Source organism: uncultured Maribacter sp. (assembly GCF_947500405.1).
GTDB lineage: Bacteria > Bacteroidota > Bacteroidia > Flavobacteriales > Flavobacteriaceae > Maribacter_B.
Genome location: NZ_CANMRY010000002.1, coordinates 106,692 through 122,503 on the forward strand (window position 1 = coordinate 106,692; position 15,812 = coordinate 122,503).

A 15,812-nucleotide genomic window follows, 5' to 3' on the forward strand; every position below is an offset into this window, starting at 1 on the left:
GAATTACTTAGAACCATAAAGCCTATTTACTGCTCTTAATATTAAACGAGCCCTAGCTAGTTTTGATTGTTTAATTTTTTTGTACGTTCTATTTAAATAATATTCCACAGCAGCATTACCTTTAAATTCTTTTCTTGCTTTATACAAATCTAATGCAACTTGTAAATCTTGGGGAACATAAGAAACTCCTGTATATTCTTGAAGTAATTGTAAATTAAGAAAACCATATTCTTCCGTTGGTTCTAACATGGTTCCTTCTCCAAAATCATTCCATGTAACTAATTGTATAAAATCTGCAGCTTCATGGTGGGTGTAATTTAATGTTTCTACAAACGTATCCCCATCTGCATGGTTTATATTCCAAGTATGGTGTAACCCCCAGCCACCTTCTTCATAAAAACTATTAAAACCAGGATAACTACTACCAACGGTTACTAGGTTATTAGTTAAATAAGTATCATAGTAATATTCGTGTGCTAAAAGGTGATCCCCAGCAACCCATAAAAATTCACCAGAGGCATTATTGCCAACCATATTTTGTGCAGCCCACAAGGTTAAAAAATAAGGCTCTTGATCTTGGGGAAATACAGAAAAAATGCTATCCCAATCTGAAGTTGTTGTTATAGTTTCAGGGCCAAAAACAAACATAAGTTCTTTAGAATTATACTTAAGAAAGTTAGATTTTGTAAAATAGGTATTTTTAATATAATTAAAGTCCATCGTAGCAGCATTTACAACACTAGTTGATAGCCCAGCATTATATATATCTTGTGCAACACGATCTTCATACATAATAGAAAATTCCATACCCAAATCTTGCAATCTATTCATAAATGTCTCTGTAGACTGTTTAATAAGTTGGTAATCATATACATCTTTACTACCATACCAATCAAAAATAACACCGTCTATACCAGATAATTTCATCATTAAAAAATGGTATTCCTGTAAATCTGGATCATTAGAAGAGTAAGGGCCTATAATAGGATAGTAATACGAAGCAATTTCTCTTTTACCATTAGCATCTACAGTATTTGGGTTTTTAGTAGCCATTGTCCAATGCTGCCCCCAATACCCATCAAAATCTAAGTTTTGAAACCAAGGCATATAATGCGCATATACCTTTTTAGGATTATCTTTAACAACATCCATTCCTGAAATATCTACTATCCTCCCTGCCAAAGTAGCTTCTTTAAAACTATCTTCTTCATCTAAAACAGCTCGTAATATGGAATCTGGAATTATTTCGAGAGCTTCTGTACTAAAAACCTCTTGCTTAGAATCTTTAAAATCCTCTGTTTTTTCTTTCTCACAAGACGCAAGAATTAAAAAAAATACTCCTGCCAATATTAAAATTACCTTCTTATTATATAACATATAATCAAAATTTTAATTAAAATTGGGGAACAAGGTGAAAGTAAAAATATTTTTATGAGTTTTTTCCTACAAATTAGACATTAACATATTTTTAACATTTACAAGTGATAATACTATCAACACGTTACAATTTTTAAAGAATGTAATTTAGAAAAAAGTGATTTTAGTACAGCTTATAATCTTACAATTAATCCAAAGATTAACAAAATAAAAAAAGGCAAAATTCTCTAACTCAAATTTAAAAGGGCTATTAGCTAAGCATGATCTAATAATTAAATACTAATGAAATTTGTATCTTGTAGTAAATACAACCATTTAAAAATGAAATTTACTTATGTACTTTTCTTCTTTTTTTCTTTAAATATTTTTGCCCAAAATACCATAAAGTTAAAAGAAGGTCAAAATTCCCCAAAAGCAAGTTTAGTAGACGTATCTTGGATTGCTGGCCATTGGAAAGGAGAGGCTTTTGGTGGCATTACGGAAGAAATATGGAGTCCGCCTTTAGGAAATTCTATGATGTTTGTTTTTAAACTAGTAAGCGAAGGAAAAGTGCAATTCTATGAAATTGGACATATTAAAGAGCAAGAAGAAAGTCTTATATTACAACTAAAGCATTTTACAGAAAATTTAAAAGGTTGGGAAAAAAAAGAAGAAACTATAGACTTTAAACTTGTTAAGATCGAAGAAAATAAAGTATATTTTGAAGATTTTACAATAGAAAAAATAAATGCTAATGAAATTAATTTATATGTTTTAATAGCACATGAAGATGGCACTAAAAAAGAAGAAAAATTTAATTACAAAAAACTGTAGTTAATGAAAAAGAAATGCTTAGAATGTAATACCGAAATCATAGGAAGAATTGATAAAAAATATTGTTCTGACTATTGTAGAAATGCTTACAATAACAAAGTAAATAAAGACAGTAAAAATTTAATTAGAAATATAAATAATAGACTTAGAAAAAATTATAGAATATTAGATAGTTTTAAATTAAAAGACGGTAAAACAAATACAACTAGAACTAGACTGCTAGACAAGGGGTTTGATTTTGATTTTATTACTAACCTCTATACAACAAAAAAAGGCACAACCTATTTCTTTGTATATGATTTAGGTTATTTGCCTTTAGATAATGATTACTATATGATAGTTAAAAGAGAGTAAAATTATTTATAATTTTGCCCGCTTAATTTTAATGCTGCAATTACAATATCTTTTCTGCTAATTTGCCCTACAAGAATACCATTTTTCATTACAGGCAATCTACGTCTATTGCTATTATAAAATATACCTGCAGCATCAAAAATACTAATGTCATTATCAATAGTTTCTACATTCTTAGTCATAAACCTTTCTACACTTTTATCTAGTATAGGCTGGTTAAAATAACGGCTTTCAGATATTTGTTTCATGCAGTCTGCTTCAGATATAATACCAACAAGAAATCCATTAGAATCTATAACAGGCCCACCAGAAATATGGTTTTTAGCAAAAAGCTCCATAACCTCTAAAATAGATTGTTCTGGACTAAACGTAAGAAGCTTTTTTGTCATATAATCTTCAACCAAAAAAGGAGCATCAAATTCCTTTTTGGTACTTTTCCTTACTCCTTGAAAGCTTTTAATTCCCATATACGTTATTTTTTAGGTTGATTACTAAAGATAGAAAAAAATATGAATTACGCAATAATTATTAATATTAATTGAATTAATAATACCATTAAAAAGATTTTAATGTAAAATTCGTATTCAAAAAATATTATATCTACAGTAGCAAAAAAAAATATTTAACCGCTTATATTTACAATAAATAGCACTACAAACTATATGAAAAATATTGGAATATTAGGCTGCGGTTGGCTAGGATACCCACTAGCAAAAGAACTTTTAAAGGATGCGTATAGTGTATATGGCTCAACAACCAGACAAAGCAAAATTGAAAAATTAAAAAATGATGGAATAAAAGCTTCCAAAATTATATTCTTTGAAGATAAAATTGAAGGAGATATTAATACCTTTCTAAAGTCCTTAGATATAGTAATTATTAGTATTCCTCCAAGATTAAGAGGGAAAATTAGAGAGAATTTTATAAAAAAAATGACACTTCTCCATACAGAAATAAAAAAAACAAAATGCTCTAAAATTATATTTATTAGTAGTACTGCTGTTTATGGGAATGTAAGTGGAACTGTTACCGAAGAAAGTAAAACCCAACCAAACACAGAATCTGGAAAACAATTACTCGTATGCGAAAAACTTTTCTTAGAAGACCCTGAATTACAATCAACTATTATTAGGTTTGGCGGCTTAATTGGACCTGACAGGCATCCGGTAACAATGCTTTCAGGTAAAGAGAACTTAACTAATGGACATGCCCTTGTTAATTTAATTCATTTACAGGATTGTATTTCTATTATTAAAACTAGTATTAGTAAAGGTTGGTGGAATGTTATTATGAATGCGGTACACCCATTACACCCAACCAAAAAAGAATATTATACACAAGAAGCATTATTAAGGGACATAAAACCCCCAAAATATATAACTTGTAATAAAGTAAACAGCAAAAAAGTGGACTCTACATGGCTTATAAATGTTAAAAAATACCATTTTAACACCTCTATTTATAGTTAAGACACATCAAAAGGAACGTTTTTCACAACAAAAAGAGTGCTCTTATGTTAATTATATAACTGAACAACAGTAGATTATCGATGAAATACATACCTTTATATTAAATATAAAAGCCATGAAAAATTCAAGTTTAAAAAGGAGAATTTTACTGGATGTTGAAAACCTAATTTCTCGTAGTAGCTCCTTTCAAAAAAGTAGTTCAAAGTTTAATAAACTGCATGTTGCTATATTAAAAAAACATTACAATGCAGCAGATGTTTCTATAGATTACCATAGAAACCGTGTTACAATGAATATAATTGTAGATGATAAGCAATATGATCCAAAAACAATAAATACAAATCTAAGTACAATCTATACAAATCTGTTTTTTGAAAATTTAAAAGATTTCTTAAAGTCTTGTATAGATAAGGACACTAAAAATTTGGCCTTTTATGCCAGTTTACTTAGAACTTTTACAAAAAAAGAAGTAAAACTCAGTGTTGTTTAAATTATTCACTACAAATTATAGAAAAAGGGATACTTTGAGTATCCCTTTTTCTATAAAATGCGTTTTAAAGACAATATTAACAGAATACTCTAAATTATTTAATAGTTTAGTGCCCTAAATTTTAATAAAAATGAAAAAAATATTTTTTGCCTTTATAGTACTTCTAGGGGTATCTGCTATTGCACAAACTAAAACCGAATTACAAAAGCATTATGAAGCTTTTTATAAAGAAATGAGACTACAGGGCGATGTAACTGGTGTTATAAGTGCTCTTACGCATTTAAACGTTATTGCGCCATCTAAACAAAGAAAAGACACCTTAGCATTTATCTATGCTAATGATAACCAACATTTACAAGCACTAAATACCATAGGAATAGAAAAATTAGATACGGATTCTGATTTAGCGGTACAAGTAAAGGCTATTTCCCTAAAAGCACTAAACCAACCTAAAAGAGCATTAGAACAATTTGAGGTTTTAAACAAAAGAACTCCAAATGTTTATTTGGCTTATGAAATTGCTGATTTAAAAATACAAACAGGTGATAAAGTTGGAGCTGCGACCCATATAGAATACGGTATTACTAATGCAAAAGAGGATATGAAATATGCTTTCTATGAACGCCAGCAGCCTTATGAAGTGCCATTAAAAGCAGCTTTTTTACATTTAAAAGCTTTAGCAATTTATAAAGCAGATATGACTAACGTAGATGAGGCTATAGCTTTAATTGACCAGGCTCTTACAATAGACCCAAAATTTAACTTAGCTAGTTTAAGTAAGCAAGCTTTGGTAGCTAGGAAAGAAAAAACTCCTGAAAAAGAAAAATAATTCTTTTAGCCATAAAACAAAAAAGGGAAGAGCGTTGCTTTTCCCTTTTTTGTTCACTTATTTTCTAGCGTCACTTTCTCTTCTTTTTTAATAAAATAACTTCTTTAATTTGCTCATTAGGAATGGTAATAGACAAAACATAATGTGCAATTTTCCAATGACCGCTAACTTTCTTTACTACTCCAGAACCTCTGCAAATTCCCATTTGCGTTTTTAAAAGCTCATCAAACCAAGCTATTTTTTTATCTTTATAATATATATTTCTATCTATAGTGGTAAAGCTCCATGCTTTTCCATTATCAAAATAAGGTTTACAATATTCTTTAAAATCCTTGTTTTGCCAATTCTCGGAAGCATCTGTGCCTATAAAAACAGCATCATTGGTCATTTTTCCAAAATAAGCATCAAAGTTTGTATCTGCAGCTGCTTTATGCCATTCTGTTAAAACTTTATTTATTTGCAGTTTTTCCGCGGTTTGAGAAAAAGAAGTAAAAACTCCTAAACAAATACAATAAAAAATAGTTTATTCTTCATCTAGAATAAGTTTATTATTTAATGTATTATTAAGCAATACAGTAAATTGATTACGCATAGCATTATATGCATTTATAAATTCTATGACAGATTCTTCTGCGTTTATATGATATTCTAAATCGCCTTTGGTTTTTAATAGATACGTAAGTGCTATTTTTTGTCTACTCTTTACTTGTGGTAAATTAAAATCTTCTGGGTATTTAGATTTTGCTAGTAACTTCTGTTTTTCTATTAAATCTTCTATGATTAAAATTAAATCTTCTTTTCCTTCTACACCATAAATAGCGTCAAAACTAGAATCAAAAGCATTAAATTCTGGCCACTCACTTAAAATAGTGGCCGCTTTACCAGCTACCGTTAACTTTTTAGGCCATTTTTTGGTTTCTATTTTAACTATTTGATCCTGTGTAGAACTTACTTCTTTATCTTTAGTGTTACAGCTAAAAAAAGCTAAAAAAAGAGCTCCTAAAATAAATACGCTTCTCATACTACGAAGGTACAAATTTTAGGAGCAGATACCGTAATTATGCTATTATAGAAATTTTATTTTACAGTACTACTCGAAAATTTAAGCTTGTTTTCAATAGCAACAATCATACTATTAGCTATATCCTTTCCTGTTGCATTTTCTATACCTTCCAAACCTGGAGAAGAGTTAACTTCTAGTAATAAAGGTCCTTTATTAGATCTAATAATATCTACCCCCGCAACAGCAAGTCTTAACGCTTTTGCTGCTTTAATAGCTAGCTTTTTTTCTTCTAATGTAATTTTTACGACAGATGCTTTTCCTCCTTGATGAATATTTGCTCTAAACTCTCCTTTTTGTGCTTGTCGTTGCATAGAGGCAACTACTTTACCGTTAACCACAAAACAACGAATATCTTGCCCGTTTGCTTCTTTAATAAACTCTTGGACTAAGATGTTAGTTTGTACACTTTTAAAAGCATTAATTACACTTTCTGCAGCTTTATTTGTTTCTGCTAAAACCACACCTTTACCTTGTGTGCTTTCTAGCAACTTTATTATTAATGGCGCTCCGTTTACCATGCGTATTAAGTCTTTGGTGTCCATTGGAGATTTTGCAAACCCAGTTATTGGTATTTGTATATCGTTTTTAGAAAATAATTGTGATGCAAATAGTTTATCTCTAGACTGTGTAATTGCCTCCGCAGAATTTTGGCAATATGCCCCTAAAAAATCGAACTGACGAATAAGTGCACAACCATAAAAAGTAACTGCTGGTTTTATTCTTGGTATTACAGCATCAAAATCATTCAATATAGCACCTCCTCTATACCTCATCTCTGGAGATTTAGCGTCTAATTTCATGTATGCCTGCTCTACATTTAAAAAAATAATTTCATGTCCTCTTGCCTCCGCAGCTTCTATTATTCTTTTATTACTATATAACTTTGGATTACTTGCAAGTAACGCAATTTTTAATCCCGTTTTTTCTTTAAAATAAGCCTTATACTTTGCATCTATTTCGTCTTCTGTAAAATCTTGGATTAAATAATTTTCAGCAGAATTTACCATAAATCTCTGGTTAATTGCCTCTCTACCTAAGAGCATTCTAAACTCCATAGTATCTCTGTTAGCTAATGTTAGTTCTATTTCAAAAACTTCTTTCCCTAAAGTAACAGCTGCTTTAATTACTAAGCGCTCTTCAGAAATTCCGGAAGAACTTTTTACCATTCTACGATCTACTAACTTAGCATCACATTCTATACTTATACTTCTATTTTCCTGAAGTGGATTAATATCAAACTTAACCCATTCTTCTGCTCCTTTAGAATAAACTTTAATATTTGTAGCTTGTATAGACGAAGTTTTTGCACCAGAATCTACCCTAGCTTTTATTGCAGGAACTCCTAAATCGTTAAAAACGCACCATTCCTCACTACCTATAATTCCTAAATTACTTACTGCCATAAATTTTATTCTTAAAATAATTTATCAAAAAAACATTCTCTTAAAAGTACTCTTATTTTGTATAGAAAAACACAAAAAATAGCGTTGCATTTTTTTTGGCAAATGAAAACAAAAAAAAGGAAATTCAATACTATTAATTAAAAAAATGAAGTAATATAATCTTCTCTTAACAAAAGAAAATAATAGAAACTAAAAGTGTCTTTCTTATATATAAAAAAGCTACAAAATACAGCTTTCTTAAACTTAAAAATGGGAAGATTAAAATTCGGAATGTTTTGTTATTTCGGACAACATAGTTTTACGAAATTCTTCTATTTTAGAATCTGAATATTTAAAAATTGCACTAAATTCTAGTAACACTCTTTCTAAATACATTTTTATACTATCTATATCAAAATACAAACGTCCAGTTCTTCTAACAAAAAAATCTATTGGTGTTACTACCATTTCATTTTGCACACAAAAATCTAATTCTGCCAACAGTAGCTTTTCTTCAATATCTTTTCCAGTTTTAGTATTAAAATTAGCTATTATTTGTTCTGATTGTTTACCGTAAGTAGTAGTTAAATACCAAGCTGTATAAGGTTCAAAACCGTATTTTTCTAGGTCTTTTGCTAACTTCTTTATATATTTTTTTACTTCTTTATACTTTTTCCAAGGGCCACCAGTCAAAGGTATTTTATCTGTAAATACATCTTTGTAATCTACTTGAGTTTCTTTTTCTAGTTTTTTCTGAACTTTATCTACGACTCTTTCTGCCATTTTTCTATAGCCAGTAAGCTTACCGCCAGCCATACTAATAAGACCCGTATCTGAAATAAATATCTCATCTTTTCTAGAAAGTTCTGAAGGAGATTTGCCCTCTTCATGAATTAAAGGTCGTAACCCTGCCCAAGAAGATGTAATATCTTTACGTTCTAAGTTTACAGCAGGAAACATGTTATTTATAGCATGTAATAAATAATCCGCATCTTCTACTGTTGTTCTTACTTCATTTTTATCTAGGGTATAGTTGGTATCTGTGGTTCCTGCGTACGTAATTTTTCCTCTTGGAATAGCAAACATCATACGACCATCTGGAATATCAAAATACACAGATTGTTTTAATGGTAGTTTATCTCTTGAAAACACTAAATGTACCCCTTTAGTAAGGTGTAATTGTTTTCCTTTTTTAGAATGATTAACCTCTCTAAGCTCGTCTACCCAAGGGCCAGCTGCATTTATAACAAATTTAGATTTTATACTATACTCCTCTCCGCTCAATTCGTCTTTAACTTTTACGCCTTTTACTTGCTCATTAGCATATATAAAATCTTGTACTCTTGTATAATTTAAAGGTGTGCCGCCGTAATTAATTGCAGTTTTAATGTTTTCTATAGTTAACCTAGCATCATCTGTTCTATATTCCGCATAATACCCAGAACCTTTTACTATTTTCTCTGGTAATAAAGGCTCTAATTCTAAGGTTTCTTCCTTATTCATCATCTTACGCTTATCATCACCTTCTACATTGGCTAAAATATCGTAAACTTTTAATCCAATAGAGGTCATCCACTCCCCATAAGAACCATTTTCTATTAAAGGAAGTAGCATTTTTTCTGGTATAACTAAATGCGGTGCCAATTTATGAACAATAGCACGTTCTGTACCCACTTCTTTTACTAAAGAAAGTTCAAACTGTTTTAAGTATCTTAATCCGCCATGAATAAGCTTTGACGATTTACTACTAGTGCCAGAAGCAAAATCTTCTTTTTCTACCAATGCAACTTTCATTCCTCTAGAAGAAGCGTCTATAAGAATCCCGGCTCCAGTTATTCCTCCTCCAATAACGACCAAATCATACTCCTCTTCCTTAAGTTCAGAAATAATTTCATCTCTATTAAGACTTGTAATTTTTTTATTTTTCATATTCGTAAATCATATTATAGTATCATTATAGCTAAATACTCAAACAAAATAATTGTCTTCAGAGATTTGAAGATATTAATACAAAAAGCCTCTATTACTATAAACTGTAAATATATCTTATCCTTATAAAGTAAGAATATAATAATTAACCTATTTCTTATATAGAATTTTTAAAATATAACTAATATCTTACATTAATAAATTTTTCACAAACTACTAAAACCAATTAGGTCATTTATTGAATATAATAGTAGTCAAACAATTATTTCAAATAAGATTAAACAAGTACAAAACTCTAATTTTAAAATTATGGGATAAAAAGAAAAAACCCAACAAAAACAATGTCTTGTTGGGCTTATCTGCTCCCCCTCTTGGGCTCGAAAGCCAAGTCCCAACTAGCTTATATCCAACTATTTATCAACCCCCCAACTTAATGGATATCCGAATTGTATGCCTTTTTAATTTATTTTTTACTCTAAGTTAATTAATACTTTATAAATTTCAACCATTGCCAATGTATCTAATTTGCAATAGTCTAAAAGATTTTTTCTTGTTGCTTCTATATCTTCATTAAAATTGAAATCTAAAACCATTCTGCCCCAAGTATCTAATGCCATAGTGCCATTATTAACATCTAAATCTGAATAGCTTATATCCGGACATAATACTGGCAACACTTTTTTTATAGAACTTGAACCGTGAAAACGATAGTCAATGTAATCTTTTTTGAAAATAGTCTCTAAATCAAACGTATGTTCATTAATGTAAGTGAGATAATTGGTAAACTGTGGCAACCATTCTATTAAGTCTTTATTTCTACCTATTTCAAAACTTGCGTGCCACGATACAAATGTTCCTGTACTTCCTGTAAAGTCTTGCATTGCTTGTAACATAGCTATTGGCATCTGCATTGCATCTAATAAATATTCAAAATGCGTTAGCGTATCGTCTTCTGTTAGTGTGTGAATAGATACTTGAAAGGTTAGATGTTTATGTGGACTTAATCCATTTAATCTTGGGATAGCACTTGCATAGGTCTCATAATCTATAAAATGTAATGGAAACTTTAATTTATCTAACTCTCTTTTGATATTAGCCTGATTGATTATAGGTTGCTCTTGTTTTACAGATTCTACTTGAGTTTGTTGATTTACATTTAACTCAAAATCTAAAGGAATATCAATAATTGCTAATTGCTCATTATCTGCTAATAAACCTACTTTTTTTGCTGAAATACGACCTATTTCATAAATACTATAGTCTGGTATAGTTGTATTAAAATACCCAAATGCATCACAATGATTAGACCTTGTTTTATGCTTACAAGAACATACTGTCTCATTAATAATTTCTTTATTAATAAAATTTGAAGCCGAATTAATATGATTGACTACACTTGAATAAATGCCATCTATTGCTTCTGTAACCTCTGAAATTTCTATTAATTCATTAGCTACAATAGAACCTTGTTTTATATACTCTTTATTTAAGTGAATAATAGACACTTTAGAAACTACATAACCACATTCTGTAAGTACATATTTCTGAAAACACGCATCTTCTATTTGTCTATGCTTTCTATCTTTTTTTATTGAGGTAGATGATTTTACTTCATAAATATGCCAAGTGCCATCTGCTAACCGCTCTAATATATCTATACGTGCAAATACATCTTTATTTGTGCTAAATGATGGCTGAAAGTAAACATTATGCGAATTTGTTAATGCGTTTTGAGTTTCTGTAGGACTTCCATATTCTGATAAGTCTAAACCATTTGTAAATAATTGTTTTGCATAGGCTTCTACCTCATAACCCTCTTTAATTAATTTCTCTGCAAATAAAGAAAACTCACCTTTAGGATATACCTGTGGTTTATTTTTTAATAACCATATAGATTCTGGACAATCTAAATAATATTTAAAATCTGTTTTGGTAAGTTGATGCATATGTTCTAAACTCTATCTTTAAACTCTTTCATAAACCAATCTACAGTTTTGTTACTTTTCCCAAGCTCTACTTCGAGCAAGGTCAAGATATGCTTTGTATCTCTTGTAAGTATTCTGTCTTTCTCCATAATCGCTTGATATTCTCCCAGCTTTAAGTACTGATTCAATTCTTTTGGACAGTTCAGAATCTCCTTTGCTATCTCTTTTGTTAATTCTTTCAATTGATTGTTTTCTAAACTCTTCAAATTCGAGTTCAAGGTTTCTTTCTTTTTCTTTAGCGTACTCTCCAAAGCTGTCAATTTCTGATTCAAGACCTGTTTCTTCTTCTTCAAGTTTTCCTCTATCTTTCTCAAATCTTCCTTTTGCTTGAATTTCGAGTTGTTTAAACGCCTCTGGTAGACGTTTGATTTCTCCTCTAATTCTTGTGATAGCATTTTTAAATGATTCTGATTCTGCTCCAATTTGAGCTTTTCTGACTCTAAACTTTGTTCTAACTCCTTCTGAAGATTCTCCAAGGTCAGAGTGTTCTGTAATACTTCTTGATAGGTTTGCTTCCTCTTGGTCAAATTCTCTTCTCTTGTTAAAATATCTTGTTTCCAAGTCCCTACTTTCCTCTTCAAGATATGCTCTTCTTTCTTCAATGTCTTCTCGTCCTCTTTCAATGTCATCGAATTTAGCTTCAAATCGTGAGTAAATTTCTCGCTCAAATCTTTCTTCCATTTGCTCCAATCCCTCTCTCTCTGCTTTTGTAGCGCTCTCAATTCTTGATATTTCAGATTCAAGCTCGTGTTCAGCTCTTCTGTAAGGTTCTGATTGAAGGCATTTTCTAATAGTTCGTAGCGTGTTATTAAGTCTCGTTTTGCGGCAGCTGAGCGATTCTTCAAAAATTCTTCTTTGGTCTTCATCAAATTCCAATACTCCTTCTGAAGTTCCAGAGGAAACTCGTATATATGTGGTGTTTGCTTCGATTCCATTATATTCCCACTTTACTCTTTTAGTTGTTTTAAAATTGTCTTCAATGTCTTGTGCGGAAGATTTTGGCACTATAATACTTACTGTATCAATACCTAACCGTCTTAATTTAATTTTCTTTTCTTCTTTTACCTTATGAGTGATTACTAATTCAATCAATAATTTTGGTTTGTTATTAGTATCAAAAAAAGTAACATCAGGTCTAATTAATAAATATCTATCTTCAATATCTGGATTCTTACCATATTTTATAGCTCCGTTACAATCTTCATAAAAGGTTAATTGAGATTTAACCTTATTTGCGGTTACAAATTTTGCTTTTTCTAACAGCATTGGTGCGCCATCTTCACCTCTTGGTGGATATTTGTAAACATTAGGTATTTTTATAGCTTTTACCCTTTGTAGAATATCCGTTGCTAAAGTTTCTCTATATTGACGATTACTAAAGGTACAAGGTGTATCATCTTTTTCAATATCTACAGGTACGTGACGAAAATAAGACCTATGGTTTGGGTTTTTCTTTCTTACAACCGCTTCCATTTGCTTATCGCAACCTATACAAAAGTAGCCTTTACGACCACTTTGAGCATTATCAATAAAAAAGTGTTCACCTTTTACATTTTTAGCCCAATCATTATTGGTTTCTACATCATATTTCTTTTCTTCTAAAGGCATTTATTATCTAACTATTTCAACTTCTTAATTACCGGTTGTAATGCAGATTCAAACTTTGGTAAATAATCAATTAAAAATTGACTCATTTTATCCCAATCAGCCTTATCAAATAAATTAACACCAGTTAGCTCATACTTAATACGACTCATTTTATGTTCTGCCAATTCTTCCCATTCCAAAGGTTTACCGAAATCATTTTCAATACTATCTTTTTGATTTAATAGTTTTTTAAAATATTTCTTATTCTTCTCTTTGCTTGAGGATGTTATACCCAATTCAATTCTAGCATATTTACTTGTTATACCAAAAGTGTAGTTTACACCACTCAAACCTGCACCTGAACTTAACCAATGGTCTTTTGTTGGATTTACATTGCCAAATAATTCTGTGTCTACAATTTGAGGTAATAATTGCTTCCAAAACTCTCTACGGACAGCAAATCTATTTTGCGAATCTTTACTTTCTTTATCTTCATATTTGATAACTAATTCATCTTCAAGTTCAAATAGATTAAGCAGTTTTTTAAGGCTACTAAACTTTGAATTACTATCTAAATTAGATTCTATGAAATAACCATTATCCAATTCTTGTGGTGTTCTAAAATCATCAGCATTTCTTGTAATTTTAAAAATGTCTGTTGCTTCTAATAATAGTTGTGGATTCTTTTCATATAATTTCTGAATTACATAAACATACATTTGAGAAATTACCTCTTCATCTACTTTAGTATTTTCAAAAATGAAATACTCTAACTTCTTATGCGTTGGTGATTCTGCATTAAATATGTTTTGTGCCTCACTATTATCTGAAACAGGAATAGTTACATTAGGGTATTCCCAAATCTTTAAAAACCTATTGTAGATTAAATCAAAACGTTTATTGTAGTTATTAATATCCCAATTATCTATTGATTTAAGAAAGTCATTCAACCAAAGGCGACTAAAATTATAACCTTGTTCTGCACCTTGTCTGTTCATTGATTTTTTCTCTTGAAAAGACTTATTACTCAAAGCACCATTATTACCTGATAATGTTAGATTAGCTATTGTATTCACATACTTTTCTTTGAATTGAAAATAATCATCTGGTGTAATGTCTTTATTCCAATCATCATTAGGGTTTTGAGGGAAGATATGCTCAATGGTTATATTTTCATTTGATGTATCAACATATTCACGGTTATTAAAATTCTCTAATAACTCAAACATATAGTTTCTATTCTTTGATTGAATATTGTATAAATCTTTATCTCTTAACGCTGTTTTTAAATCTTCATCTGTTGGAAACTTTGCGCTACCTCTTTTCTTTATTAAAGCTAATGCTATGGAATCAAAATATTCTTCTGTATCTACTTCAGAATATAAAGTCATAAATATTTTATTTAAAGCATTGGTAGGTAAGCCTACCACAAATCTACGCCACGTATAGGTCTGTATTAATTTTAATACATTAAGTAACTCATCATTTGTTATCAAACCATTTTCTGCATCTTCAAATACTTGTAATAAAAAAGGAAATGCTACATTAATTTCAAGACGTGAAATATATTCTAATTCTCTTCTTATCTTATGTTCTTGAACTGTGGTAGGATTAATAAACTTCTTATAATGTATAGAAAGTGATTTAATATTTTCTAACTCTTGATGATAAGCTTCATCTTTTAAAGAATATAGCTTCTTAAACTCAATATAAACCTTGTTTTTATTAGGTATTTTTTTATTGCGTAATGTGAGATAATCTCTAATATAAGATGATACTAAAGATTTCTGTTTTGTTAAGTCTCTTGCATTTTCTTCAATTGGATTCCAAATTTGCTCAAATACCTTATGCTGATTTTTCGGGTCTAAATCCATTAGAATATAATTTCGAATCAAATCGGATTGAGATAAATCTAAACCTGTAGAATTTAAACTCTCAAAAATACGTTGTGGGTCATCCTTACCACGTTCTAAAGATATTTCTACAAAAATGAGGCGCTTTAATCCGTTAAGTATCGTAGTAAAACTGTCTTTTGTTATCACTAATTTGAAAAAATTAAAATTCTCAATCACATTAGAATAATGCCCAAACTCATTTTCTGTACTATTCATTATCGCTTTAAATGCTAATGAATTGGTATCAGTTTGTTTTAACTTTAATTTACTTGATTCTTGCTGAACGTATTGATTTACTAAAAACATATTATGCAACATATCTGCTTCTTGTTGCATATTATTATCTTTTGCAAAACGATATAATGCCACATATAAAATATTGATTGTAGTCAATCTTTGTTGGCCATCAATTATAACCAACTCTTTTACCTCACTTGTGCTATATGCTCCCTCATGAATAAAAACGATGCTACCAATAAAATGTGTGCCTCTATCTGCTGTTTCTACAGCAATGATGTCGTTTAATAATTCTTTACATTCATTATTTGTCCAGTCATAATTACGTTGATATACAGGTATTACAAATTGTACATTAGGCGCTTGTAAAAAATTGATAATGGGTAGTTCGTTTGCTTTCAT

The 15,812-nt window shown here is 30.0% G+C and carries 14 protein-coding genes; 5 read left to right on the forward strand and 9 right to left on the reverse strand.

Annotation, left to right across the window (positions count from 1 at the left end; genetic code table 11):
- Positions 1-3: 3 nt before the first annotated feature.
- Positions 4-1,377 (reverse strand): glycoside hydrolase family 71/99-like protein, encoded by a 1,374-nt coding sequence (locus Q0945_RS02640; RefSeq protein ID WP_299430500.1) that lies wholly within the window; start codon positions 1,375-1,377, stop codon positions 4-6.
- A 321-nt stretch (positions 1,378-1,698) separates the two neighbouring features.
- On the opposite strand from Q0945_RS02640, the gene Q0945_RS02645 reads away from it, so the two are divergent.
- The gene (locus Q0945_RS02645) at positions 1,699-2,190 is read left to right on the forward strand and encodes a DUF6265 family protein (protein ID WP_299430502.1); all 492 of its coding nucleotides are present in this window, start codon (positions 1,699-1,701) and stop codon (positions 2,188-2,190) included.
- Between the two features lie 3 nt (positions 2,191-2,193).
- Positions 2,194-2,544 (forward strand): hypothetical protein, encoded by a 351-nt coding sequence (locus Q0945_RS02650; protein WP_299430504.1) that lies wholly within the window; start codon positions 2,194-2,196, stop codon positions 2,542-2,544.
- 2 nt (positions 2,545-2,546) lie between these two features.
- Here Q0945_RS02650 and Q0945_RS02655 read toward each other — a convergent pair whose 3' ends face one another.
- A complete protein-coding gene (locus Q0945_RS02655) occupies positions 2,547-3,011 on the reverse strand; it encodes a CBS domain-containing protein (RefSeq protein WP_299430506.1) in 465 nt (154 codons plus the stop codon).
- A gap of 195 nt (positions 3,012-3,206) precedes the next feature.
- On the opposite strand from Q0945_RS02655, the gene Q0945_RS02660 reads away from it, so the two are divergent.
- The 3 genes from Q0945_RS02660 (at position 3,207) to Q0945_RS02670 (ending at position 5,332) form a co-directional block, all read left to right on the forward strand.
- Complete coding sequence (locus tag Q0945_RS02660) at positions 3,207-4,013, forward strand: NAD(P)-binding domain-containing protein (protein ID WP_299430508.1); 807 nt, start codon at positions 3,207-3,209, stop codon at positions 4,011-4,013.
- A gap of 115 nt (positions 4,014-4,128) precedes the next feature.
- On the forward strand, positions 4,129-4,503 hold the full coding sequence (locus Q0945_RS02665) for a hypothetical protein (protein ID WP_299430509.1): 375 nt from the start codon (positions 4,129-4,131) through the stop codon (positions 4,501-4,503).
- Between the two features lie 130 nt (positions 4,504-4,633).
- Positions 4,634-5,332 (forward strand): hypothetical protein, encoded by a 699-nt coding sequence (locus Q0945_RS02670; protein WP_299430511.1) that lies wholly within the window; start codon positions 4,634-4,636, stop codon positions 5,330-5,332.
- 70 nt (positions 5,333-5,402) lie between these two features.
- On the opposite strand, the gene Q0945_RS02675 is transcribed toward Q0945_RS02670, so the two are convergent.
- From Q0945_RS02675 to Q0945_RS02705, 7 genes are all read right to left on the reverse strand, one after another.
- On the reverse strand, positions 5,403-5,840 hold the full coding sequence (locus tag Q0945_RS02675; protein ID WP_299431158.1) for a nuclear transport factor 2 family protein: 438 nt from the start codon (positions 5,838-5,840) through the stop codon (positions 5,403-5,405).
- 15 nt (positions 5,841-5,855) lie between these two features.
- Positions 5,856-6,353, reverse strand: coding sequence for a hypothetical protein (locus Q0945_RS02680; protein ID WP_299430513.1), 498 nt, complete (start codon positions 6,351-6,353; stop codon positions 5,856-5,858).
- Between the two features lie 56 nt (positions 6,354-6,409).
- Positions 6,410-7,798, reverse strand: a complete 1,389-nt coding sequence (gene rimK, locus Q0945_RS02685) for a 30S ribosomal protein S6--L-glutamate ligase (RefSeq protein WP_299430515.1) — start codon at positions 7,796-7,798, stop codon at positions 6,410-6,412.
- 258 nt (positions 7,799-8,056) lie between these two features.
- The gene (locus Q0945_RS02690; protein WP_299430517.1) at positions 8,057-9,706 is read right to left on the reverse strand and encodes a glycerol-3-phosphate dehydrogenase/oxidase; all 1,650 of its coding nucleotides are present in this window, start codon (positions 9,704-9,706) and stop codon (positions 8,057-8,059) included.
- 470 nt (positions 9,707-10,176) lie between these two features.
- Complete coding sequence (locus Q0945_RS02695; protein ID WP_299430519.1) at positions 10,177-11,652, reverse strand: DUF2779 domain-containing protein; 1,476 nt, start codon at positions 11,650-11,652, stop codon at positions 10,177-10,179.
- A 51-nt stretch (positions 11,653-11,703) separates the two neighbouring features.
- Positions 11,704-13,299 carry a hypothetical protein gene (locus Q0945_RS02700; RefSeq protein ID WP_299430521.1) on the reverse strand — a complete coding sequence of 532 codons (1,596 nt, stop codon included), beginning with the start codon at positions 13,297-13,299 and terminating at the stop codon, positions 11,704-11,706.
- An 11-nt stretch (positions 13,300-13,310) separates the two neighbouring features.
- Positions 13,311-15,812 (reverse strand): DUF4268 domain-containing protein, encoded by a 2,502-nt coding sequence (locus Q0945_RS02705; protein ID WP_299430523.1) that lies wholly within the window; start codon positions 15,810-15,812, stop codon positions 13,311-13,313.

Bases quoted from the DNA above. Each gene is read 5' to 3' on its own strand.
- Q0945_RS02660 (WP_299430508.1), top strand. From the start codon at position 3,207: ATGAAAAATATTGGAATATTAGGCTGCGGTTGGCTAGGATACCCACTA.
- Q0945_RS02670 (WP_299430511.1), top strand. From the start codon at position 4,634: ATGAAAAAAATATTTTTTGCCTTTATAGTACTTCTAGGGGTATCTGCT.
- rimK (WP_299430515.1), bottom strand. From the start codon at position 7,798: ATGGCAGTAAGTAATTTAGGAATTATAGGTAGTGAGGAATGGTGCGTT.
- Q0945_RS02705 (WP_299430523.1), bottom strand. From the start codon at position 15,812: ATGAAAGCAAACGAACTACCCATTATCAATTTTTTACAAGCGCCTAAT.
- Q0945_RS02640 (WP_299430500.1), bottom strand. From the start codon at position 1,377: ATGTTATATAATAAGAAGGTAATTTTAATATTGGCAGGAGTATTTTTT.
- Q0945_RS02695 (WP_299430519.1), bottom strand. From the start codon at position 11,652: ATGCATCAACTTACCAAAACAGATTTTAAATATTATTTAGATTGTCCA.
- Q0945_RS02645 (WP_299430502.1), top strand. From the start codon at position 1,699: ATGAAATTTACTTATGTACTTTTCTTCTTTTTTTCTTTAAATATTTTT.
- Q0945_RS02690 (WP_299430517.1), bottom strand. From the start codon at position 9,706: ATGAAAAATAAAAAAATTACAAGTCTTAATAGAGATGAAATTATTTCT.
- Q0945_RS02680 (WP_299430513.1), bottom strand. From the start codon at position 6,353: ATGAGAAGCGTATTTATTTTAGGAGCTCTTTTTTTAGCTTTTTTTAGC.
- Q0945_RS02700 (WP_299430521.1), bottom strand. From the start codon at position 13,299: ATGCCTTTAGAAGAAAAGAAATATGATGTAGAAACCAATAATGATTGG.
- Q0945_RS02650 (WP_299430504.1), top strand. From the start codon at position 2,194: ATGAAAAAGAAATGCTTAGAATGTAATACCGAAATCATAGGAAGAATT.
- Q0945_RS02655 (WP_299430506.1), bottom strand. From the start codon at position 3,011: ATGGGAATTAAAAGCTTTCAAGGAGTAAGGAAAAGTACCAAAAAGGAA.
- Q0945_RS02665 (WP_299430509.1), top strand. From the start codon at position 4,129: ATGAAAAATTCAAGTTTAAAAAGGAGAATTTTACTGGATGTTGAAAAC.